Source organism: Pseudoxanthomonas sp. LjRoot127 (assembly GCF_964253495.1).
Lineage (GTDB): Bacteria > Pseudomonadota > Gammaproteobacteria > Xanthomonadales > Xanthomonadaceae > Pseudoxanthomonas_A.
In genome coordinates this window covers 1-18,411 of sequence record NZ_CAXUQR020000002.1, presented here as the reverse complement: position 1 = coordinate 18,411, position 18,411 = coordinate 1, and the positions used below count along the sequence as shown (strand labels likewise).

General features: G+C 62.6%; 30 protein-coding genes. 19 read left to right on the top strand and 11 right to left on the bottom strand.

Annotated features, from left to right (window positions below; translation table 11 throughout):
* Positions 1–81: 81 nt before the first annotated feature.
* On the bottom strand, positions 82–1,497 hold the full coding sequence (locus ACSQ19_RS18860) for a hypothetical protein (protein WP_436001492.1): 1,416 nt from the start codon (positions 1,495–1,497) through the stop codon (positions 82–84).
* 159 nt (positions 1,498–1,656) lie between these two features.
* Here ACSQ19_RS18860 and ACSQ19_RS18855 point away from each other — a divergent pair, with 159 nt between their 5' ends.
* The 12 genes from ACSQ19_RS18855 to ACSQ19_RS18800 all read left to right on the top strand — a co-directional run bounded on the left by ACSQ19_RS18855 (position 1,657) and on the right by ACSQ19_RS18800 (position 9,306).
* The gene (locus tag ACSQ19_RS18855; protein ID WP_436001490.1) at positions 1,657–2,577 is read left to right on the top strand and encodes a DNA-binding protein; all 921 of its coding nucleotides are present in this window, start codon (positions 1,657–1,659) and stop codon (positions 2,575–2,577) included.
* 94 nt (positions 2,578–2,671) lie between these two features.
* On the top strand, positions 2,672–3,307 hold the full coding sequence (locus ACSQ19_RS18850; RefSeq protein ID WP_436001488.1) for a hypothetical protein: 636 nt from the start codon (positions 2,672–2,674) through the stop codon (positions 3,305–3,307).
* Positions 3,308–3,319: 12 nt separating this feature from the next.
* On the top strand, positions 3,320–3,685 hold the full coding sequence (locus ACSQ19_RS18845) for a hypothetical protein (protein ID WP_436001486.1): 366 nt from the start codon (positions 3,320–3,322) through the stop codon (positions 3,683–3,685).
* 45 nt (positions 3,686–3,730) lie between these two features.
* On the top strand, positions 3,731–4,006 hold the full coding sequence (locus ACSQ19_RS18840) for a hypothetical protein (RefSeq protein ID WP_436001484.1): 276 nt from the start codon (positions 3,731–3,733) through the stop codon (positions 4,004–4,006).
* On the top strand, positions 4,006–4,308 hold the full coding sequence (locus ACSQ19_RS18835; protein WP_436001482.1) for a DUF4326 domain-containing protein: 303 nt from the start codon (positions 4,006–4,008) through the stop codon (positions 4,306–4,308). The genes ACSQ19_RS18840 and ACSQ19_RS18835 overlap by 1 nt, the downstream gene beginning before the upstream one ends.
* Complete coding sequence (locus tag ACSQ19_RS18830; protein WP_436001480.1) at positions 4,305–4,529, top strand: hypothetical protein; 225 nt, start codon at positions 4,305–4,307, stop codon at positions 4,527–4,529. The genes ACSQ19_RS18835 and ACSQ19_RS18830 overlap by 4 nt, the downstream gene beginning before the upstream one ends.
* Positions 4,451–5,002, top strand: coding sequence for a DUF6283 family protein (locus ACSQ19_RS18825; protein ID WP_436001478.1), 552 nt, complete (start codon positions 4,451–4,453; stop codon positions 5,000–5,002). The genes ACSQ19_RS18830 and ACSQ19_RS18825 overlap by 79 nt, the downstream gene beginning before the upstream one ends.
* Positions 4,989–5,606 (top strand): YkgJ family cysteine cluster protein, encoded by a 618-nt coding sequence (locus ACSQ19_RS18820; RefSeq protein WP_436001477.1) that lies wholly within the window; start codon positions 4,989–4,991, stop codon positions 5,604–5,606. Before ACSQ19_RS18825 ends, ACSQ19_RS18820 begins: the two co-directional genes overlap by 14 nt.
* Before the next feature lie 209 nt (positions 5,607–5,815).
* A complete protein-coding gene (locus ACSQ19_RS18815; protein WP_436001475.1) occupies positions 5,816–6,598 on the top strand; it encodes a hypothetical protein in 783 nt (260 codons plus the stop codon).
* Complete coding sequence (locus ACSQ19_RS18810) at positions 6,595–8,232, top strand: hypothetical protein (protein WP_436001473.1); 1,638 nt, start codon at positions 6,595–6,597, stop codon at positions 8,230–8,232. Before ACSQ19_RS18815 ends, ACSQ19_RS18810 begins: the two co-directional genes overlap by 4 nt.
* On the top strand, positions 8,232–8,582 hold the full coding sequence (locus ACSQ19_RS18805) for a helix-turn-helix domain-containing protein (protein WP_436001471.1): 351 nt from the start codon (positions 8,232–8,234) through the stop codon (positions 8,580–8,582). Before ACSQ19_RS18810 ends, ACSQ19_RS18805 begins: the two co-directional genes overlap by 1 nt.
* The gene (locus ACSQ19_RS18800; RefSeq protein ID WP_436001469.1) at positions 8,575–9,306 is read left to right on the top strand and encodes a competence protein CoiA family protein; all 732 of its coding nucleotides are present in this window, start codon (positions 8,575–8,577) and stop codon (positions 9,304–9,306) included. Before ACSQ19_RS18805 ends, ACSQ19_RS18800 begins: the two co-directional genes overlap by 8 nt.
* Before the next feature lie 69 nt (positions 9,307–9,375).
* Here ACSQ19_RS18800 and ACSQ19_RS18795 read toward each other — a convergent pair whose 3' ends face one another.
* Positions 9,376–9,750: a hypothetical protein gene (locus tag ACSQ19_RS18795; RefSeq protein ID WP_436001468.1), complete on the bottom strand. Its 375-nt coding sequence runs from the start codon at positions 9,748–9,750 to the stop codon at positions 9,376–9,378.
* Between ACSQ19_RS18795 and ACSQ19_RS18790 the strand changes: the two genes are divergently transcribed.
* The 7 genes from ACSQ19_RS18790 (at position 9,749) to ACSQ19_RS18760 (ending at position 13,385) form a co-directional block, all read left to right on the top strand.
* Entirely contained in the window at positions 9,749–10,684 is a 936-nt protein-coding gene (locus ACSQ19_RS18790) for a hypothetical protein (RefSeq protein WP_436001466.1), read from the top strand. The genes ACSQ19_RS18795 and ACSQ19_RS18790 overlap by 2 nt on opposite strands.
* A 46-nt stretch (positions 10,685–10,730) precedes the next feature.
* Positions 10,731–11,069, top strand: coding sequence for a hypothetical protein (locus ACSQ19_RS18785; RefSeq protein WP_436001464.1), 339 nt, complete (start codon positions 10,731–10,733; stop codon positions 11,067–11,069).
* On the top strand, positions 11,069–11,419 hold the full coding sequence (locus tag ACSQ19_RS18780; protein WP_436001462.1) for a DNA-binding protein: 351 nt from the start codon (positions 11,069–11,071) through the stop codon (positions 11,417–11,419). Before ACSQ19_RS18785 ends, ACSQ19_RS18780 begins: the two co-directional genes overlap by 1 nt.
* 38 nt (positions 11,420–11,457) lie before the next feature.
* Positions 11,458–11,676 (top strand): hypothetical protein, encoded by a 219-nt coding sequence (locus ACSQ19_RS18775; RefSeq protein WP_436001460.1) that lies wholly within the window; start codon positions 11,458–11,460, stop codon positions 11,674–11,676.
* Between the two features lie 71 nt (positions 11,677–11,747).
* Positions 11,748–12,005 (top strand): hypothetical protein, encoded by a 258-nt coding sequence (locus ACSQ19_RS18770; protein ID WP_436001458.1) that lies wholly within the window; start codon positions 11,748–11,750, stop codon positions 12,003–12,005.
* A complete protein-coding gene (locus tag ACSQ19_RS18765; protein ID WP_436001456.1) occupies positions 12,002–12,250 on the top strand; it encodes a hypothetical protein in 249 nt (82 codons plus the stop codon). The genes ACSQ19_RS18770 and ACSQ19_RS18765 overlap by 4 nt, the downstream gene beginning before the upstream one ends.
* 10 nt (positions 12,251–12,260) lie before the next feature.
* The gene (locus tag ACSQ19_RS18760) at positions 12,261–13,385 is read left to right on the top strand and encodes a S1C family serine protease (RefSeq protein ID WP_436001454.1); all 1,125 of its coding nucleotides are present in this window, start codon (positions 12,261–12,263) and stop codon (positions 13,383–13,385) included.
* 201 nt (positions 13,386–13,586) lie between these two features.
* Here ACSQ19_RS18760 and ACSQ19_RS18755 read toward each other — a convergent pair whose 3' ends face one another.
* The 9 genes from ACSQ19_RS18755 to ACSQ19_RS18715 are packed head-to-tail and all read right to left on the bottom strand — an operon-like array spanning position 13,587 to position 18,327.
* Complete coding sequence (locus tag ACSQ19_RS18755) at positions 13,587–13,715, bottom strand: hypothetical protein (RefSeq protein ID WP_436001452.1); 129 nt, start codon at positions 13,713–13,715, stop codon at positions 13,587–13,589.
* A 3-nt stretch (positions 13,716–13,718) separates the two neighbouring features.
* Positions 13,719–14,309: a hypothetical protein gene (locus tag ACSQ19_RS18750; RefSeq protein WP_436001450.1), complete on the bottom strand. Its 591-nt coding sequence runs from the start codon at positions 14,307–14,309 to the stop codon at positions 13,719–13,721.
* A complete protein-coding gene (locus tag ACSQ19_RS18745; protein WP_436001448.1) occupies positions 14,310–14,681 on the bottom strand; it encodes a hypothetical protein in 372 nt (123 codons plus the stop codon).
* Between the two features lie 3 nt (positions 14,682–14,684).
* Positions 14,685–15,023 carry a hypothetical protein gene (locus ACSQ19_RS18740; protein ID WP_436001446.1) on the bottom strand — a complete coding sequence of 113 codons (339 nt, stop codon included), beginning with the start codon at positions 15,021–15,023 and terminating at the stop codon, positions 14,685–14,687.
* Positions 15,024–15,043: 20 nt separating this feature from the next.
* Positions 15,044–15,589, bottom strand: coding sequence for a dATP/dGTP pyrophosphohydrolase domain-containing protein (locus tag ACSQ19_RS18735; RefSeq protein WP_436001444.1), 546 nt, complete (start codon positions 15,587–15,589; stop codon positions 15,044–15,046).
* A gap of 5 nt (positions 15,590–15,594) precedes the next feature.
* A complete protein-coding gene (locus tag ACSQ19_RS18730; RefSeq protein WP_436001442.1) occupies positions 15,595–16,497 on the bottom strand; it encodes a recombination-associated protein RdgC in 903 nt (300 codons plus the stop codon).
* A 21-nt stretch (positions 16,498–16,518) separates the two neighbouring features.
* Positions 16,519–17,328 (bottom strand): class I SAM-dependent methyltransferase, encoded by an 810-nt coding sequence (locus ACSQ19_RS18725; protein WP_436001440.1) that lies wholly within the window; start codon positions 17,326–17,328, stop codon positions 16,519–16,521.
* A 4-nt stretch (positions 17,329–17,332) separates the two neighbouring features.
* Positions 17,333–17,629 carry a hypothetical protein gene (locus tag ACSQ19_RS18720; RefSeq protein ID WP_436001438.1) on the bottom strand — a complete coding sequence of 99 codons (297 nt, stop codon included), beginning with the start codon at positions 17,627–17,629 and terminating at the stop codon, positions 17,333–17,335.
* The gene (locus ACSQ19_RS18715) at positions 17,626–18,327 is read right to left on the bottom strand and encodes a DUF2786 domain-containing protein (protein ID WP_436001436.1); all 702 of its coding nucleotides are present in this window, start codon (positions 18,325–18,327) and stop codon (positions 17,626–17,628) included. The genes ACSQ19_RS18720 and ACSQ19_RS18715 overlap by 4 nt, the downstream gene beginning before the upstream one ends.
* Between the last annotated feature and the right edge of the window lie 84 nt (positions 18,328–18,411).

Genomic DNA, 18,411 nt, shown 5'->3' with positions numbered 1-18,411 from the left:
TCCTTGGTGGTTGCTCGCAACTACGCAAGCTCTTGGGTGGAATGCGTAATTTGATCGGTGAGTGTCGCAATACGTGCGTCGCTAAAGCTGGAATTGCATCAGTTCGGCAATAGCTGGATTCTTTGCGTTGCCGCTCTGGTCATAGATTCGGAAACTGCTTATCGATGTGTGCCCCGTCATCTTCATGACGTCAAAGGCGGATACGCCCGCCTTGATGGAACTGGTAGAGAATCCAGAACGCAGTGAGTGAGCGCCGATGCGCTCCATGAAGGCCTGGCGCGCGGCCGCAGCCTCCGGCTCGTCCGCCCCGAACTCCGGGTGGTCGATCAGGTATGCCTGTAGCGCCCTTTGCTTGACGATCGTGGCAACCAGCTCAGGCCTGATTGCCGCACCCAAGACCTGGGATGGAAGCGGCCGGTTGGCATGTGACTTGAGCCGGCGAGGCTTGTAGACCGTGCGCCACACTGGGCCATCTTTGTGGCCCGCCAGGCGCAATGCATCCAGCCACGCATCCATGGCTTCGGCAGCCGCACCCACCAGGGGCACACTATGTACGGGCTCGCCCAACTTCTCGGACACCTTTCCTTTCATCTCATAGAGATCCCACCAGTACCCCAGGATCACCTGGCCATCCGGGAGATCCATCTGTCCAGGCCTCAGATGCTGCAGCTGCATCCGAGCCACCTCGCTGCGCCGGCGGCCGCTACTGTACGTGGCCAGCAGCAGCGCCTGATCTCGCTTGCCCTCCAGCGTGTGCGAACCACACGTGGCCAGCATTCGCTGCAAATCCCATGCCTCAATAGCTTTTTTGCTCTGCGGAAGGGCAGCGGGGGTCGTCCGCTGTACTGCCTTACCTAGCGCGGACAGTAGTGGCCGGATACGTCCGTCCACTTCCTGCGGCGTTGGCAGGCCACGCAGGGTGTGCAGGCTCCCCAGCAGGCTGACGCGCTGCTGGATCGTTTTCAGGGCGGGGACATCCGCATCGATCGCCACAGCCTTGCCGGTCAGCTGCGCCTGACGGCCAGCTCGATGTTGCACCTGACGTCGTCCTGCCAGCACGAGCCCTTCTTTCGCCTCAATGGCTGCAAGTCGTTTGCGTACATGGACCGGCATTCCGGTCGTAATTCTTGCAGGCCTGCTGCCTACGGCTTTTGCCTTCACAGGAGCGTGGTGCGTCACGAACACCAGCACTTTGTGGCCAGGGACGGCGGCCGCCGGTGACTGCAGCAGCTCCAGCTCTGTTCCGTAAACCGCTCGATGCCACAACGCCCAGTACCGAAGCGCAGTCTTCAGCGCCCGGCGGGTTGCCGGCGCAGTTGCCTCGACCTTGAGAGCCGCAAGCACCGCCGCGGCGGCCAGCTCTGTCTGCTCGATCTCCGCCTCAGTGGGCGCTTGTAGCGCGCCAGCGTCCGGCACCTGCGCCAACGCATCCTGCGGAAGCTCCGGAAACGAAGCTGGGACAAGGATTTCAGACGATTGGGCGGGACTCTTTGCCATTTTTGGACTACTATCGGGCGCTGGCTGAGTTATAGGACGGTACTTCGTCCGGTATTTCATACTAGCACATGCACGATAACGTTTCATTATCACCATCGTCAACACGGGGGCAAAAATATGCCGCCATGTGGCGGCCTAGATGCTCAGGAGAGTTGTGACATGGCTGTTTCGATCCCGGATGCCTACGCCCAGCACGTAACAGAGGCTTGGAGCCAGCTGGCGGCTGGTCGACGTCCTTCTGCAGACTCTGTGGTGAGCGCAGTTGGCGGCAGCAAGACGACGGCCAATGCGGCGATGAACTACTTCTGGAAGTCCTACATGCCGGACATGATGTCCGGCCGTGATACGAACGACACGCCGGACCCGATCCAGAAGCTGGCCAACAACATGTGGCAAACGGCTTTGAAGCTGGCGACCAAGACGGCAGAGAACAAGCTGACGGAGCAGCGCCAGAGCCTAGCGCAGCAAGCGGAAGCCATGGATACCGAACGTCGGCAGATGGCTTCTGAGCGCCTAGAGCACCAGGTAATGATCTCCGACGTTCGCGCCGAGGCTAACCGCCGGCGTGATGCGGACCTGGCAGCACAAGCTACCGCTCACAATCGAGCGATCGACAAGCTGGAAACGCGCAATACTAGGCTTGAGCAGACCATCGCCGAGCTTCAGGATTCACTGACGAACGCCAGAAACGAAGCCGCTGATGCTAAACGAGCGTTGGCAGACAACGCTCCCGCTATTGCAGCACTGCAAGCCAAAGTCTCCGCTGCCGAGCAGCTTGCCGCGGAGCGCCAATCGGCCCTGCAGGCAGAGCGCATGAGCGCTGAGGCTGCAATGCGCGCAATAAGCGCGGAGCGTGCAGCGCAAGCAGAGCAAAACACACTCGCCATGGACACGCTCCGGGGCGAGCATCAGGCGAAGCTGGATGCGCTCAATACGCATCACAACCGCGCGATAGAGGAACTGAAGCTGCAGCACGTCGCGAGAACGGACGACCTCAAGCGACAGATCAACCAACTGCAGCAAGCAGCTACGCGTCGCAACGCAAGGCAGGATGCAAAGGGCCCGAAAGACAAAGGCTGAACGCTTGCAACGGAGCTAAAAATAGTCGTTGCACGCGCAATAACTTTCGTTATAGTATCTTTCTACCGACACCCGAAGCCACGAAGGAACTGGGATGCTCGCTGGAAAGATTCACCTGGCCAATGCGCTTGGCCTGAAACCTCTCGACCGTGTCCAGGTCGCAAGCAAGCCCGTTCTGCGCGACGCGAGACTCGGCGTTATGAAGCCGGTGCCTGCCCCATTCTGGTTTTTCCAATACGTCCGACCGCAAGACGGCATGCTGTGCGTACGCTCGCCTTCTGGCTATGCAGCCTACGTCGACCCCCTCGATATCTACGACATGCGGGAGGGCAACGCCCTGCTCGTGCAGGCGATGCCGAAGCAGGAGTTCTGCCGGTGGCTCAGCCGCCCCCTTGCTGAGCGCACCAACCGCTGTGCCGATGCTTCGTATTACCGGCCGGCGCACGTCATGTGGGCCCAACGCGACAAGTGGGGCAACGCAGAGGCTGTCGTTCGTTTCCTGGACGAAACCTTCAACGGTGGCGACGGATGGACGACCTACTTTGCTCCCTTGCAGCAGGATGATCGCGAGCGGGTGCGCAAGCTCGCCACCCGCGTAAACATGCCCGTGGTGTCACGTCAGAGTGCGGCCAGCTGGTCGGCAGATTCCGGCCTGAAAGTAGCTGAGCAACGCGCTCGCACCGCAGCGCGCCGCTTCATCCTCGAACGTACTACTCCTGCCGTTGCCTAAGAGGGCTTACAGATGATCGCTGCATCACTAGCCGTCGCCATCGCCCTCTCCCTCATCCTCACCAAAACCATCCACGAATGGTTCGGCGTCACTGGCCTGATTGTGGCCACCGGCGTCATGATGGCTATCGGCCACTACATGGCACCGGATGAAGTGCTGGCGATGGCGAACATGAAGGAATCGTGCAGCATCGGCTCAATCGGCCGCGCCGGCTTCAGCTGCGCCTTTGCCAAGCTCGAACTGCAGCTGGCCAAAGCCCCCTGGGTGCTGTTCCACTTTTTCATCTGGGGATGGCTGGCATTGTGGATCTGGTACGGCACATGGCTCCGTCGCTCGCCCCCCGAGCGCACCGAATCCAGAACCCCCACCGTTACCTGATCACGTACATCCCTTGTTCCGATGACCCACCCCTCCAGGAATCCCATGAAAGACCGCTCCTATCTCCTTTGCTACGTCGCCATCGCCACCCTCGGAATGGTTGTCGTGTGCCTTTTCTGCTTCCACACGATCTTCAGCGCTGGCCCCGTCTACGCTGAGCTCGGCCTGCAGGATCGACCCGCTCTGCGCTACGGCCTCATCCTGGTGCCCAGCCTGCTGGGCGGCATCGTCCAGTGGTTCGTCGCCAAGCACATCATGTTCTCCAAGGCTCCGCCGCGCCGCTCGCGCCGTTTGCCGTTCGGACCGAAGGACACTCCGTAGTGCCGCAGGTACTGAACAAGCGCGTTCACGGCATCCCCGCAGGGTCGGTCTACATCGGCCGCCCCTCAAAATGGGGAAACCCCTACAGCCACTTAGCCGGCCAAGTTACTCTTGCCAAGTACCAGGTAGGCAGCCGGGCGGAAGCTGTCGCAGCCTACAAGACGTGGCTGCTCTCACAGCCGGAGCTCGTGGAAGCCGCACGCCTGGAGCTCAAAGGCAAGGATCTGACATGCTGGTGCTCGCCGGCGAGCTGTCATGGTGACATCCTGCTGGCGATCGCAAACTCGGAGGACACACCATGAAGGACGACGACACCGTGATGACGGAGTGGAAGATCGAACTTCGCCGCGCCAAGTCGCAGGCCGCGATCTTCTTTGTGATCCTCTTTGCGCTGGTCGCTGCCGAGCTCTATGTTCTTGGGCAACGCCCACTGACGCCAGCATTGTGGCTGGCCGTCGTGGGAGCGAGCCTGGCGGGCTCGCTGCCGTTCTATCTCCATGCGCGCTCGCGCAAGCCCCGGTAGCACCTACCGTGAGCCGAAAGGCTGAAGTGGTACGCATTCGTCCGGTGGACGATGACCACCAGGTGGTCACAGTGACGAGCCGATCGCAGGATGGTGCGACTTACTGCCGCCGCCCGTGCGCCGACTGCCCGTGGCGGAAAGATGCCGTTGGGGCCTTTCCACCTCTGGCCTTCAAGCACTCAGCCGAGACCTCATTCGATATGGCGACGCACACGTTCGCCTGCCACACCGCCGGAACGGCGAACACGAAGATCTGCGCCGGATTCCTGATGCGCGGTGCGGACCACAACCTCACGGTCCGCCTCCAGCGCATGCGCGGTGCGATCGGCAATGACGTGACTGATGGTGGACACGAGCTCCACCCCGGGTACCGCTCGATGGCGGTGGCCAACGGCGTGCCTGCCGACGATCCCGCCCTGGCGGGCTGCCGGAGCTCCTACCTGGAAGAGCAGCAGGGCGATGGACACCGCTGAGCTGATCAGCGCCCAGCGTGCCGAAGAGCCGATCGCCGCGGCGGCGGCACACCGGAAGTTCGAGCGGGCACGGCCCAACTTCCAGGCAAGCGAGCAGCTGCTGAAGCAAGCCCAAAAGACGCCCAGGGCCGGGAAGCGTATTCGATTGATCCTGGCAGCAGCGGACGCCTGGGCGGCCCAGGTCGCGCCTCTGGCGGCCTGCAGACAGGGTTGCGATGCCTGCTGCCACCTCCCGGTGGCGATCACCTCGGCGGAAGCCCGGGTCCTGGCAGCGGCCACCGGCCGGCCGATGACCCTGCCCTCCAATGTTCGGAAGATCTCTGACGCGGTCAGCGATCCGGACGAGATCGAACGCCTGACCACCTACGGCGGCCGCGCTGCCGGCCCCTGCCCTTTCCTGGCCGATGGCCAGTGCAGCGCCTACGAGGCGCGTCCAGCCGCCTGCAGGACGCATTTCAGCCTGGCTGACAGCTCCCTGCTCTGCCAGGTGGTGGACGGGGCGCCGGCGGATGTCCCATACGCCGATTCCCGGCAAATCCATGCCTTCGCATTGATGTTGCAGCACAACGAAACAATGGCGGACGTACGCGAATTCTTCGAGTAATGCCGCCCAGGAACTTTCGTTAGCGGATCTGTTGACGACTGCTCAGTATGCGGAGTAGATTTCATGTGCGGCTACCCTCGCCGCGCCGCCCGCAAAGGCGAAACCTTATGGGTCGAGGGCAGCAGTAACATTTCACTTTCGTCCTCTGATTGCCTATCGGCCGGAGGCGAGCGGGCCGCCACCACGCCTTAGGCACCAAAGGACCTAACGTGAACATCGATCATCTTCGCAAGCAAGCAAAGAACCTTCAGAAGCTCTATCCGGAATTGGTAGCCAACAATCCGGCCAAGCTAACTCTATCCACCGCTCAGTACGTTATTGCCCGCCAGAACGGGTATCCGAACTGGGAACACATGGTGAAGAGCCACACGGAACGTCCAACGGCACCGGCCACCCGAACGGCATCGGTCGGCAGTGATGACCTGGCAGCGTATCTGCACTTCGAGCTCGGACCTGAGTCACCGGGAAAGCGGACCAAAGAAGCCGTCCTCTGTCCCGTCAACAGGGCGTACGCTGACCTGCTCTCGGATGAAGATGAGTTTGTCACCGAGCTTCTGGAACAGCATCTGGATTTCACAGGTGAATACCGAAGCATCTCGCCAGCCGTCGTGAGGGGATTGGTCGCTGGCGTTTCTGAGAGCCTGGCACGATGCCCCTACGCATTGGACTCTCATGCCGCTCGCGCTGAGCTCTACAAGCATGCCGGAGACCATAACCTCGCCCTGGCCCTGATCGAGCCGATCGCGCGACAGGCGCTAGCGCTGCTCCCGGTCGGCTCTATTCATGTTTCCTACTACGAACTCTGCAATCGGAGTTTCCACCGCGTCATGCACACCTACGTGCTTCTGCTGCATGCCTGCGACAGGCATGACGAAGCGACGGCGATGGCTAAACGGATGGTGTCCCTGTGGCCGAATGACAACATCGGGTTCCGCCACCTCACCAGCAAAGCGAAGCGCACCAACGCGATTGCTTCTGGAGCTGGTCAATGAGCCGCAACAGCAAGCAGAAGCGTGATGCCCGCAAGAAGCAGCAGCGCCCCCAGCGCAACGCTCACTCCGGCATGGGTCACGATCCGTCCACGTGCCCTGGATGCATTGCGCGTGACGCACAGATGCGCGAGCTGGCCCCACAGCTTGGTCAAGCGGTAGACGAGGCATACCTGGAGGAAGGCGTCCCCAGCCGCTATCTGCACTACCTCTCTCGCGACGTGACGGCCACAGCCTTGACCAACGAAGGCTGGGACTTTTCCAGCGATACACTCCATACCGCATTGGCGGCATTCCTGTCCCACATTGAGTTTGAGGATGAGGACTCTGAAGAGGCGGTCGGTGTCGGGAGGACGTTGGAGGTCTTGCATCCAAGCGATCCCTCCAGCATGCGCCCGGACTACATGACATGCCCCATCAAGGACGGATCGTTGACCATCACCGTCACCCGGCGGTTTATTCAGGAAACCCAGAGGTACCGTGGTGACTTCGTCACGGGCCTGAAGACGTTCGTTCGCTCGACCATATCCGTTATTACAAGCTCAGGCAGCTACGCTGCAACGCTCAACGCCAGTCGAATTGGCCCTGATAGCGTCTTTGGATTAGATCCGGGCCTGGTGAGCGCACAAGGTGGCATCTGCCTGGACGCCACGGAGATCGTGGATGCCGATTGGCTGAAGCGAAACCCAGCCATGGCCGCCGCCTTTGAGGTTTTCGGATCTCGCTTCGACGTACGCATGCCGATGCACCACATGCCGACGCTGCCGGATTCGGGCGACATCCTGCTTGATTGCTTCCACAAGCTCTATGAGGGCAGCAAGGAAGCCAGAAAGGCCGAGGCGAGCTTGGCCGCGAAGGATCGCGACACACGCGCCGTGCGCGCACAGCTGGTGCATGCACAGCGACGTTGTGAAGCACTGGAAGCGCGCGGTGTCTTGCTGGAAGCACGAGCGAAGGAAGCAAAATCCCAGAAGTCGCTAGCCAATCCCGCACAGTCGGACAGCAGTGCTACAAGCGATTCGGATGAGGCCGTTCGTGTCCTGCAATCGCAGCTGAGTCACTACCAGGCCCTTGCCAATGACCGGCAGCTTCAGAATGACGCCATGCGCAGGGAGATCTACGAGCTACAACAGCTTCTCGACGCTCGGCGGACCTCTACCCCGCTGACCGACACCGCAGTTGCCCTAGAAACCCCAAGCGATTTTGACGCGCTGCCCCAGTGGGCGGAAGCCGCCCTGGCTGGGCGCGTTTTGCTTCATCCGAAGGCGATCGCTGCCGCTCTTGAGTCGAACTACCAGAACCCGGCGAAGGTGTATGCCTGCCTCCAGGCCCTTGCCGATCTGTACTGGCCGATGCTCTACGACACGGACAACCGTGATCCCAAGGCTTGGGATGCTAGGTGTGCAGAGCTGGGTGTTGAGTGCAGTAAAGTCGGCGCCGCGGCAACGGACACAAAGACCGCGGACTACTACACCGTCACTCACGAGGGCAGACGCCTCGTTGCGGACATGCACTTGCGTGGCAATTCGTCTTTCGACCCGAGGTTTGGACTCCGCATTTATTGGGCAAGGGACGACGAACATCGCACTCTGGTTGTAACCAGCCTTCCGTCACATTTGCCCAATCGGGTCAGCTGATGCCTGCCAAGCCATTTTCCAACGATGCCTCTGTGCTGCTCGCGGCTAACCTTTCCAGGTTGCTGGAGGAACGAAGCGACGTCTCCCGGCTCACGCTAAGCCGGGAGATCGGCGTTTCTGATGGCACCTTGGGACGTATCAAATACGGGAGCGGCAACCCCACACTGGACGTACTCCAGCGCATTGCAGATGCATTCCAGGTAGAACCATGGATGCTAATTGCTCCTGCCGATGTCGGCATCAATCGCACAAGAGCCGTTGACCAGATGGCTTCGCTTTCGCATTCAGACCGCGAGCTGATCGACAGGATTGTCGAACGCTTCCGCCGTAGGCCACGCAATAGTGGTTGATACCACCTACGCCCGCGTCGTCGCCGGCGACGCTCGAATCTACGCTCACGACCTCGATGCTGTTGCCTGGCGATCGCTCCAAGTGTCCTACCAGGTAGGCCAGCTGTTGATGCCCTGCTGTGATGCGCCTGCTATTCCCAAGACCTCACCGCTTGGGCTTCAGTTCTTCGCGCACGCCTCTGGCGCGTGTGCCTCAAGCCCTGAAAGCCAGTGGCATCAGGCGGCCAAGGAAGCAGTGGCAGCCGCGGCAAAGTCGCTTGGCTACCGGGCCGTCATCGAGCACCCTGGCGCTGATGGCTGGCGGGCTGATGTCTGGATAGACGTGCCTGACCGACCAGTCGCCATCGAGGTCCAACATTCGTACCAGCACCTTAGGGACTACCGCCGACGCCAGCAGCGTTACGCTGATGCTGGCATTGCCTGCCTGTGGCTTGTCCTGGACAAGCCCTACACCACGCTGACGAACGCGTGCTTCAAGCATCGCTGGAAGGAAGAGCTCAACAAGCCCAAGAGCTGGCCGGAAGACCAGGGCGTCTTCCTGCGCGATCTGCCTGCGTTCACGCTGAGGCTGGACAATGGCGGCACGGTCCACGGACCGGATATGCACGCGGTGCTGCCCGTAGCCCTTCAGGGCTTCTGTGAAGGCCGGTACCAGTGGGTCAACGGCCGGTGGTTACTTGAGGGAATTCCCATCAAATACCCCCTAAAACCTGCCCCACTCTGAACTACCAGCGTTTTTTGTGCACTAGGTAGTTGACAATAACTTTCGTTAGAGTATCTTGCTAGCCATCGGTCAACGATAGGTGTCAAGATGCTTGCTCCATGGCAACTGACAAAGCAGCAGTGGGAAGAAGAGCTCAGCGCAGCTCATCCCGGCAATGCACCTTTCGGCCGCGCCACGCGTAGCGCTGGCAACGACCTGGCTCATCGCATGGGCGAGCGTGATCGCCTCCGTTACGGCGTCCATGACGCCATCAAGCAGCAGCTGTCGCAGGTCTCTGCAGGCACTCTCGTACTTCCCCGCTTCACCCAGCTCCGCCTCCTGGCCATCAGCCAGCGTCCCGTGACTCACGAACGCGTCATCCGGAAGGCCCTGCAAGAGGGCCAGCCGGTGCCTGCGCACGTGCTTGTCGACTACCCGAACCTCCACAGGAAGGAGATCCATCATGTTGTATGAACAGCCCTCGTTTGACCTCAACAATCCCACGCTCGTTCTCGAAACCCGCCCCGCTGATGAAGTTGCTGGCGAGGTGACCCCTGGCGGCATCAAGGCCGTCAAGACCGAGAATCGTCGCAACGACTCGGTCGTGTGGATGCACCCGGACAAGATCCAGGTGATGGAAGGTTTCAACCTCCGCTTCGTCAACACGCCCGAGCACAAGGCGACGGTCCGCATGTATGCGGATTCGATGAAGCGCGAAGGCTTCAAGTGGGACAAGCCGATCTCCTGCTTCGTGGCCGATGATGGCTCGGGCAACAACATGATCGTGGTCTTCGACGGTCACACCCGTCTTGAATCCGTTGCCCTGGCCAACAGCGAAGGCGCCGGCATCGACGCCATCCCGGTGGCGCTGGCGCCCAAGACCATGTCGATGGACGACATGCTCAATGCGCTGCACACCAACAACAACGGCAACCCGCTGCCGATGCTGGGCCTGGCCTTGCTGGTCAAGCGCAAGGTCGGCCGTGGTCACACCAATGCGCGGATCGCCAGCGATCTGCACATCACCAGCACCCATGTCGAGAATCTGATCCTGCTGTCCAGTGCTCCGATCGCGGTGCAGGACATGGTCGTGTCCAACCAGGTCGCCGCCACCACTGTGGTGGATCTGTTCCGCAAGCTCGGCGCGGAAGCGGCCACGGCGCAGCTCAAGCAGCAGCTGGCCGCGGCCCAGGCCGCCGGCAAGAACAAGATCACCAAGAAGAACCTGCCGGGCGCGAAGTTCGAGAGCGCGCTCAAGCGCTCCGCACCGCGCCTGTTCGAGCGAGTCACCTCGATCCGCCAGGACCCCGGCTATGCCGGCCTGTCGGACAGCACCCGCCAGGAGCTGGAAGCGCTGGTGGAAGAGCTGGAGGTGTTGCGTCAGGGCAATGAGGGCTGACCTCATGAACACTGTGCAGTCTCTCGGGCCTACCGGGAAGCCGCGTTTGCGCGTCGTGCTTCCCGATCAACCGGCGGTGCCGCCGGCGGCGTCCAAGGCGCCCAGCAAGCGCAAGCAGTCGCTTACCCAGTCGATGTGGCGCGTGATGGCCAACCTAAAGGCCGGCCGTCCCGCGGATGACAAGATCTACGGCAGTGCCCAGCATCGCGGCTTCTGCGCGACACTGGTCGGGCTCTATCAGCGCGGCTTCGTAAGCGGCGACGGTGAAGCCTATTCGCTCACGGAAGCCGGCCTGGCTGCCTTGGAAGGACGCATTGCGCGTCACGGTCCGGTGCCGGCGCGTGCGACATCGCCACAGGGTTCCTTCCTCACGGAGGACGTCTGATGCCGGCCGTGCATAGTCGTCAAATCGCCACCGAAGAGAACGTCGCACAGGCGTGCGATGAGCTGTTCCGCAAAGGTGAGAGCATCACCGGTAGCGCGGTACACGCCATGATCGAAGGCGGCTCGATGTCGGTCATCTACCGATTCATCGAGACATGGCAGCAGAAGCATCGTCAGAGGTTCCTGATGATGGAAGCTGCGTTGGATCTGGACAGCCCTTCCGTGCGTGCACTGGAAGCGATCTGGGAAGCGGCCGTGCGGACGCGCCCCCAGCAGCAAGCCCAAGCCAAGCGAGCGACAAAGGCAAAGCCGAAGTCCAAAGCCAAGCCTGCCAAGAAGGTGAAACCGTGAACGCGCGGCGACCCGCGCCCTTGCACCGGACGTTGCCCATGTGGGCACGTTCCGTGCATGTCGGAGGCGATCTGGAATACCGGATCTACTGGAAGGAAGCTCCCCACGTCGCCCAGGTGCACTGCCTGATGTTCGAGGCAGACACCCCACGCCCTGACATCGCACGCGCACTGCGTGCCCTGAGAGACGGCCGTCGCCTGGCGCCGCGGCCGGTGAAGCTGGACAGCCCCACCCAACCGCAATCCAGCCTGTTCTAGCCATCGGAATTCCCCTCACTATGCCCTCGATCCGAACCACCGCCTTTCTCATCTGCCTTGCCTCCACACTCATGCTCGGCGTAAGCGCGCTGAAGGCGCGCCAGCTGCAACACCAGGAGTTCCGCGTGGCCGTCGCCATGGGAGCTCCCGTTCGACTGCTCTCCCCGCACAGGTCAACCGATGCGGATCTCCAGCAATGGTTTGTCGAGAACGAAGCACTGCGCGACCAGGCGTTGGGGCTGTATCGCCTGCTGGCGGTCCTGACCTCGATCGCCGGCGCCGGCATGCTGGCCAGCCTGATGATCCCCAAGCAGGAGCGGCCGGCATGAAGGGCCGTCAGCCCCCAAGCGTGGGAACCATGCTCAATGAGACCTTCGCCACGGCAGCCGTCATCTTCGGCGCGATGACGGCCGGCAACGTCCTGGGTATCGCCCGCGGCCCGCAGCTGGCCGCAGTCATCGTCGTCTGCGTGCTGATGGGCCTCTGGGCGCACCGCACCGGGCACTGGTATCTTCTCTCCGCCGGCGGCGGGGAGGCTCAGGATGACGATAAGGACGCAAACCAGGGGCGTTAACGCCCTGCTCTTGGCCAGCACGGTGCTGGCCAGCTCCGTGACCGCCCAGGAGCGCGCCAAGACGCCTGCAGAGCTGTTCACCAGCGCCGCTCCGTCCGTCATGACGGTCCTGGCACACAACGCCGACCCCGCCCTAAGCAAGATCGGCAGCGCCGTGGCCATCGGCCAGGACCGCGCCGTGACCAACTGCCACGTCATCGCCGGCGCCAGCCGGCTCCAGGTCAAGTACCAGGATCAGTTCTACCTCGCCCAGCGCGAGTACACGGACGAGCCGCGGGACCTCTGCTCGCTCATCGTGCCGGGCCTGCCTGCAACGCCGGCGCGCATCGCCGATGCGGGCCAGTACCAGGTGGGCGATCGCGTCTACGCTATCGGGTCTCCCCAAGGGTACGAAGTAAGTCTGTCCGAAGGACTGATCTCGGGCTTTCGCAGGCAAGCCGCTGGCCAGGTCATCCAGACCACCGCAGCGATCAGCCCGGGCAGTAGTGGCGGCGGCCTGTTCGATGATGCCGGCAATCTGATCGGTATCACCACCTCGAAGGCCGCCGAGGGCGAGGCCATCGGTTTCGCCGTACCCGCTACCGCGGTCGCGGATCTACGCACGCGCCATAAGGCACCGTCGACGCCGCAGCGATCGCCAATCAGCGAAGCGCCAGCCGTCACCAATGCTGTACTGGATGTCGCCTACCGCTGGCCTTCGGCATCGTCCCCAGCTTCGCCTGCAGGCATCGTGGGCGACCAGGGGCGGATCTACGCACAGGTCACCACCCAGACCGCGGCGCCGGCGGTGCTGACGGCCACCGTCACCTATGGTGAAGAGCAGCAGCTGGTCACCACGCTCAGCGAGGTGGTGGACGCCGGCATGCAGGTCACCACCTTCGAGCTGTCCAAGCCCACGCCCTGGCCAGTGGGTGGCTACAAGCTCCAGCTCAGCATTAACAACAAGCCGGTGCAGCAAGGCCGCTTCTGCGTTCAGAACGCGCGCACGTACTGCCGCGAAGTTCAGGGAATGGTGTATTCCTACATCAAGGATGGCGTCAGGCACTACACCTCGAAGTACCCGGCCAATCCTGATGCCGTAGAGAGCATGCGTGCGATCAGGTACACGTACTACGAGACCATGACGCTTCCGTAACGCCCATAAAGAAAGCCCCAACCAAGGTCGGGGCTTCCAGACATCGTACCTTTGCTTCGCCAGCTAGGAGCTCTCCAGCCTGAGAAACGTCGAATAACTCAGGCCTTCCACAACGTCTGGGCACAGTCTACCGGAAACGTGATCCCATAACGTACGGAAAAGTGTTACCTCAATCAAAGTTCTTTGGCATGGCAGGCTGCATCAGATCCAGGTGGCGGCTTGCTCCAGAAGCCACGGCACCATGACCCCCGCACTGGCGAAGCCGAAGATCTGCAGGAGCACGCGCCGGTACGGCGCACGCTCCGCGTTGGCATCATGCACCGAGGCCATGACTTAGGCCGCCTGCAGCTCGATGCTGCCCACCGGCTGGACTGCCGGTTCACGGGCATCCTCGATATCCACCACTGCCGCCATCGCGGCGCGATGCCGATCGCTGTCGCGGGTCTCGATATAGTCGTCGACCAGGTCGACGTCCCGCTGGCGGATCAGCTGCTGGGCCCCGATCCAGCTGGCCACGATCGGCTTGAGCGCCGCATCGGCCTGCGCCAGGTGATGCAGACGCACGATGTCCTCCGGCGTAGCCGGCATCTCGCCATCCTGGTAGTAGGCGTTCTTATTGCGCGTACCCAACGCCTGGAACAGGCAGGCCATCATCAACGTCCCGCAGATCATGGCCACCAGTAGGCCTGCCACGTACACCACCGTGGTCAATGCCCCCGCTTGTGGGCTGGCCCACACCGCCAGGCCGCCGGCGATCGCTAGCACTCCCGCGAGTGCGGCGAATCCCAGGTAGCGCGTCAGCGCGCTCCTGCTGCGCTCACGGAGCAGGTGCGAGATGTGGTGGTCGGTCATCCCCGTGCGGTACTTCAGCGCCTTGTATGCGCTCGCGCTGCGCGAAGACGTGGTGTAGCTGTTGCTTTCCATCTACTTGATCTCCAGTGCAATGTTGCTAAGAAGGATGTCTTCACGGATTTGGTCAACCGCTTCGTCCGGCACGAGGTAGCCGTCATCGCGCATCGCGAGGATCTGTTCGTGCATTTCTTCCAACGTGTCGAAGTGCAGCGTCCTACCCGCTAACGGCAGGCCCAGCGGCACAACGGGATTGGCCGGATCTGCCTCGGCTTCCTTGCGCCGGCGCAGGCTCTCGAACCTGGCCGGTGTGCTGCTCAGATCCACGGCCGGAATCGGCCTGACACGGCGCTTGGAGCGCACCATGGCGGTGTAGCCACCGTTGGGGCGCTCGAAAGCGATCAGATCGCTGCGCGGGGTCGCATCGCTCCACTTGCAGTACGCCACGTGTTACCTCAAGACCTTCTGGGCCAGACGCGGCGAAAAGGCGATCGCGATGAGCGCCGCATAGAGCAGTAGGCCGGGCGGCAAGCCGACCACGCTGAAGGTCAGCACAGTAGCGAGCAGGCTACCCAGCGTGATCGACACCAGGTACTGGTGCTGTCCGCGCAACGTTGCGATGACGACAGGCAGCGCCAAGAACAGGGCGAAGACCAGCACTCCGACGAGAATCATGCCCATGCTCGGGCCGCCTCCGTCGACAACAGCGTTCAAGGTCGGCGAGTCTGCTCGCCTGAAGACTTCGCCCAGCGACTGGGTGCGGGGATGGAACAGCGAGATCAGTTGCATGATGGTGTGGCGCTCCAGGTTTATGCCGCTGCCGCGGCCGTGTCGGATTCGGTCTTGATGTGGCAGATAGCTTCACCCGGCGGCGTACTGCCTGCCGCCGGCCACTGGCGCTCTTTCACTACGGCGAACTTCGCCGCGAGGGTGGCGATCACCTCAGCCGGCGTTACGCCGCAGCGCAACGCGCCGTCGAGGGCGAGCATCGCAATGTCCACCCACTCGACGACGTCACCGGGTGCTTCGCTCACCTCGGTGATTTCCTTCCTGATGTGATCGAGCAGGCTCTCCACCATCGGGCCGGGCCCGAAGGTGTCTTGCGACCACTTGCTCTGCTCCCGCAGGTATTGCGCCAGGCTGAAGTTTTCAGCATCTGTCGGCTGCTCCAGTTCCGTGCGTGCGCGGATGGCATCGGCCACCTCGCCGCGATTGACGGGCACGTCCTTCGGACCGTCGATCTCCACGCGCACCTGCTTGTTGGTAATGTCCACTACCCTCAAGGTCGTCGGATGGCCCCAGGGCGATCCGACTTCCAGGACCTGCCCCACTTCACGCGTCAGGATCAGAGACATACTCGTTACTCCGCTTTGGAGAGCTTGAAGGCGTGTTGCAGGACGGTGAACAGGCGCTTGAGTTCACCGGACATCAGCGCGAAGCGCGCATCGAGCTCGGCACGCAGGTCGTCGTGCTCGGTGTTCTCCAGCTTGTCCACGGCGCCGTCGAGGAACTTGAGCTTGCGCACGATCAGGTCCTCGCCGATCACGAAGCTGATGTGGTCTTCCAGCACCAGGGCCAGCTGCGTCACCTGCTTGCCGCCCTCCAGGTGCTTGGCCACTTCGTCGCTCTGCATCTCGTGGTTCTTCAGCTTGACCACCGCACCGCCTTCCGTGGCATCGCGCATCTCGCATTCCTCGCCCAGCGCCAGCCCTTCGGGCAGCGGCTCACCGGCAATCCAGCCGGTCAGAATGGAACGCGGCGCGACTTCGGCATTCAGCGGCAGGGCCGGGAAGCTGCCCAGCGCACGACGGACCTCCGAGACGACGTTCTCGCCGGTCTTACGGGATGAGGCGTCCACCGCAATGAAGCCGTGCTCCAGGTCGATCAGCGCATCGGTGCGCGAAGGCTTGACGAACGCACGCGGCAGCAGTTCCTGCAGGATGTCGTCCTTGATGCGCTTTCGCGTCTTGCCACCGGGCTTTCGCCCTTCCTTCTGTTCGATTTCCTTGAGCTTCTTCTGCAGCTGGTCGTTGACCACGGCACCCGGCAGGATCTTGTCCTCACCGCCCACGCTCAGCCAGATGGCATCGCCGATGCGGTGGGACAGGCCTTCTTCACCACGGCCGAAAGGCGAGATGAAACCCCGGGAGCTCAGCTCCAGCGGGCCGACCGGTTTGAGCGCCGCTTCGGGCAGCAGCTCTTCGAGCTGCGTGAAGTCCAGCGACACGGGGTAGACCATGAAAACCAAGTTGCGAAAGAACACGGTTGAGCTCCTTTGATGTGGTTATGCCGCAAGCGAAACAGGGGATGAGGGCAGCTGCCAGGTGCCGTTGCCGGCACTGACCGCGACGCGTTGCAAGACTTGACGGACTTTCTCTTTCCAGAAGGCGTTGGGCGTATGACGCCGGCCTTCGACTTCGGCGTAGATCTGCGCCAGCGTGCCGCGACCGCCCAGCGCTTCGAGCGCGGAGAGCACGACAGTGCGCCACGTGGCTCGCACACCCTGCGACAAGAGATCGCGGTAGCGCTTCTGCAGCTGCGTAACCTGGTGCACGTCCTCGTACAGGGCGAAGCCCACCAGGCCGCGCATAGCACCCTTGCGCAGGCGCACGAAGCAAAGGGGGTACTGCAGGCGCGGGAAGAGGTTGCGCGGCAGCAGCATCTGTTCCATGTGCCAGTTCTGGCTGATGCGAGCGACGGTGCCTGCGGTCTGGACCACGAAACAGGGAAGGATGAACCCAGCAGTGCCCTCTTCCGGGAGCAACAGGTGGCATCGATCGAGGATCTGTTCGACGAGCTTGGTCTTGAACGGCGGGTTGCCGATGACGTGCGTGACCGGTGCGTTGATATCGACCATGCAGAAGTCGCCGGTGATGACCTTGCGACCGGTCTGCTCACGCGCGATGTCCGCAAGCACGGGATCGATCTCGATCCCCAGGGCTGGTACGTGGTCAGGAATGGCCTGCAGGAATGCGCCATCACCACAGGTCGGTTCGATGACGAAGTCGTGGCTGGTCAGGTTGGGGAGAAACTGCTCCACCAGGCGCTCGGCGGCATACGCCGGCGTCATGTACTGCCCCAGGGCCTTGCGCATAGGCTCATTTCGCACGACGAGCCCTCCCGGAGGGCGGCGCCACCAGCTGCAGCGGCGGCGGCTGGCGATGCGTCGCCCTTGCCTTGGCGGCGTACGTGCGGGCCCAGAGCAGGAACGCCCGGCGATGGCAGTACCGCGGCAGCGGGCCGCCGACCGTGTAGGAGATCTTGTCCTCGATCACCGCCAGTACCGTGCGGGTGACCGTGCGCGGGCGCTTGGGCGCGGCGCGGGTGCTCCCACGAGCGGTGGCACGTGAGGCCACCCAGATCTGGCCTGCGGCGATCTTCTTGCGCCGGCTCATGCCTGGTGCTCCAGCTGGAGCTGATCACTCGCACGGCTGCTCGTACCGAGGCCGGGGGCCACGTGTGCCTGACGGCCCTTCAGCACGCCGTTGACGACGTCCCGGATAGCGGCATCGCTGCGCGAAGGCTTGCCGATGACCTTCCCGGTGGTGGATTCCATCTCGCCGAACTTGGCGCGGAAGCCGCGCTCCAGAGACTGGGTCTGCTCGTCCGTCAGACCCATGGGCGGCAGGCGGTCGCGAACGGCGCGCACCCAGCCGGAGGCGAACAGCTCACCGCGCTCTCGGCGGCTCTTGGCCTTGCGAACACGCGCCAGGTACTGGGTCCGGTCGCGCTCCAGCATGCGGCGCAATACGGTGAAGGCGTAGGAGGCCACTTCCGCCGCGGCCGGCGGCCCTCCGAAAGTCACTTCCGTCGCGCCATGGCGCATCCGCACGATCGACATGCAGCCGTACATGCGGTCAACGACGCATGCAAGCGCGATCAATGAGGTGGGCAGCTCGCCACCCCGATAGCGGGTCTTGGCGCTGAAGAAGCCCATGACGTCTTCGTTCAGATCGATCTCGGTGAGGCCGTACTGGTCCATCAGGACCCGGGCGTGCCGCAGCGCGGTGGCCGCCTCCTGGCTGTTCGCGGAGCCCGACTGGGCCATCCGCAGGCATGCCATCACCTTCCTGAGTGCTTGTTCCCGTGTCATCTCGAAAGCTCCGTGCATTTCGACTGTGCGAGGGGTCTCAAAACCGAGCTAGTACGGCCCTGAGCGTGTTCTTGACCCGGTTAG

What these genes read in the sequence shown, in the direction of transcription:
- ACSQ19_RS18735 (WP_436001444.1), bottom strand. Translation starts at nt 15,589, where the DNA reads ATGTCTCTGATCCTGACGCGTGAAGTGGGGCAGGTCCTGGAAGTCGGA.
- ACSQ19_RS18845 (WP_436001486.1), top strand. Translation starts at nt 3,320, where the DNA reads ATGATCGCTGCATCACTAGCCGTCGCCATCGCCCTCTCCCTCATCCTC.
- ACSQ19_RS18765 (WP_436001456.1), top strand. Translation starts at nt 12,002, where the DNA reads ATGAAGGGCCGTCAGCCCCCAAGCGTGGGAACCATGCTCAATGAGACC.
- ACSQ19_RS18810 (WP_436001473.1), top strand. Translation starts at nt 6,595, where the DNA reads ATGAGCCGCAACAGCAAGCAGAAGCGTGATGCCCGCAAGAAGCAGCAG.
- ACSQ19_RS18860 (WP_436001492.1), bottom strand. Translation starts at nt 1,497, where the DNA reads ATGGCAAAGAGTCCCGCCCAATCGTCTGAAATCCTTGTCCCAGCTTCG.
- ACSQ19_RS18805 (WP_436001471.1), top strand. Translation starts at nt 8,232, where the DNA reads ATGCCTGCCAAGCCATTTTCCAACGATGCCTCTGTGCTGCTCGCGGCT.
- ACSQ19_RS18795 (WP_436001468.1), bottom strand. Translation starts at nt 9,750, where the DNA reads ATGATGGATCTCCTTCCTGTGGAGGTTCGGGTAGTCGACAAGCACGTG.
- ACSQ19_RS18780 (WP_436001462.1), top strand. Translation starts at nt 11,069, where the DNA reads ATGCCGGCCGTGCATAGTCGTCAAATCGCCACCGAAGAGAACGTCGCA.
- ACSQ19_RS18840 (WP_436001484.1), top strand. Translation starts at nt 3,731, where the DNA reads ATGAAAGACCGCTCCTATCTCCTTTGCTACGTCGCCATCGCCACCCTC.
- ACSQ19_RS18790 (WP_436001466.1), top strand. Translation starts at nt 9,749, where the DNA reads ATGTTGTATGAACAGCCCTCGTTTGACCTCAACAATCCCACGCTCGTT.
- ACSQ19_RS18740 (WP_436001446.1), bottom strand. Translation starts at nt 15,023, where the DNA reads ATGCAACTGATCTCGCTGTTCCATCCCCGCACCCAGTCGCTGGGCGAA.
- ACSQ19_RS18820 (WP_436001477.1), top strand. Translation starts at nt 4,989, where the DNA reads ATGGACACCGCTGAGCTGATCAGCGCCCAGCGTGCCGAAGAGCCGATC.
- ACSQ19_RS18830 (WP_436001480.1), top strand. Translation starts at nt 4,305, where the DNA reads ATGAAGGACGACGACACCGTGATGACGGAGTGGAAGATCGAACTTCGC.
- ACSQ19_RS18850 (WP_436001488.1), top strand. Translation starts at nt 2,672, where the DNA reads ATGCTCGCTGGAAAGATTCACCTGGCCAATGCGCTTGGCCTGAAACCT.
- ACSQ19_RS18770 (WP_436001458.1), top strand. Translation starts at nt 11,748, where the DNA reads ATGCTCGGCGTAAGCGCGCTGAAGGCGCGCCAGCTGCAACACCAGGAG.
- ACSQ19_RS18725 (WP_436001440.1), bottom strand. Translation starts at nt 17,328, where the DNA reads ATGCGCAAGGCCCTGGGGCAGTACATGACGCCGGCGTATGCCGCCGAG.
- ACSQ19_RS18720 (WP_436001438.1), bottom strand. Translation starts at nt 17,629, where the DNA reads ATGAGCCGGCGCAAGAAGATCGCCGCAGGCCAGATCTGGGTGGCCTCA.
- ACSQ19_RS18755 (WP_436001452.1), bottom strand. Translation starts at nt 13,715, where the DNA reads ATGGCCTCGGTGCATGATGCCAACGCGGAGCGTGCGCCGTACCGGCGC.
- ACSQ19_RS18775 (WP_436001460.1), top strand. Translation starts at nt 11,458, where the DNA reads ATGTGGGCACGTTCCGTGCATGTCGGAGGCGATCTGGAATACCGGATC.
- ACSQ19_RS18715 (WP_436001436.1), bottom strand. Translation starts at nt 18,327, where the DNA reads ATGACACGGGAACAAGCACTCAGGAAGGTGATGGCATGCCTGCGGATG.
- ACSQ19_RS18750 (WP_436001450.1), bottom strand. Translation starts at nt 14,309, where the DNA reads ATGGAAAGCAACAGCTACACCACGTCTTCGCGCAGCGCGAGCGCATAC.
- ACSQ19_RS18855 (WP_436001490.1), top strand. Translation starts at nt 1,657, where the DNA reads ATGGCTGTTTCGATCCCGGATGCCTACGCCCAGCACGTAACAGAGGCT.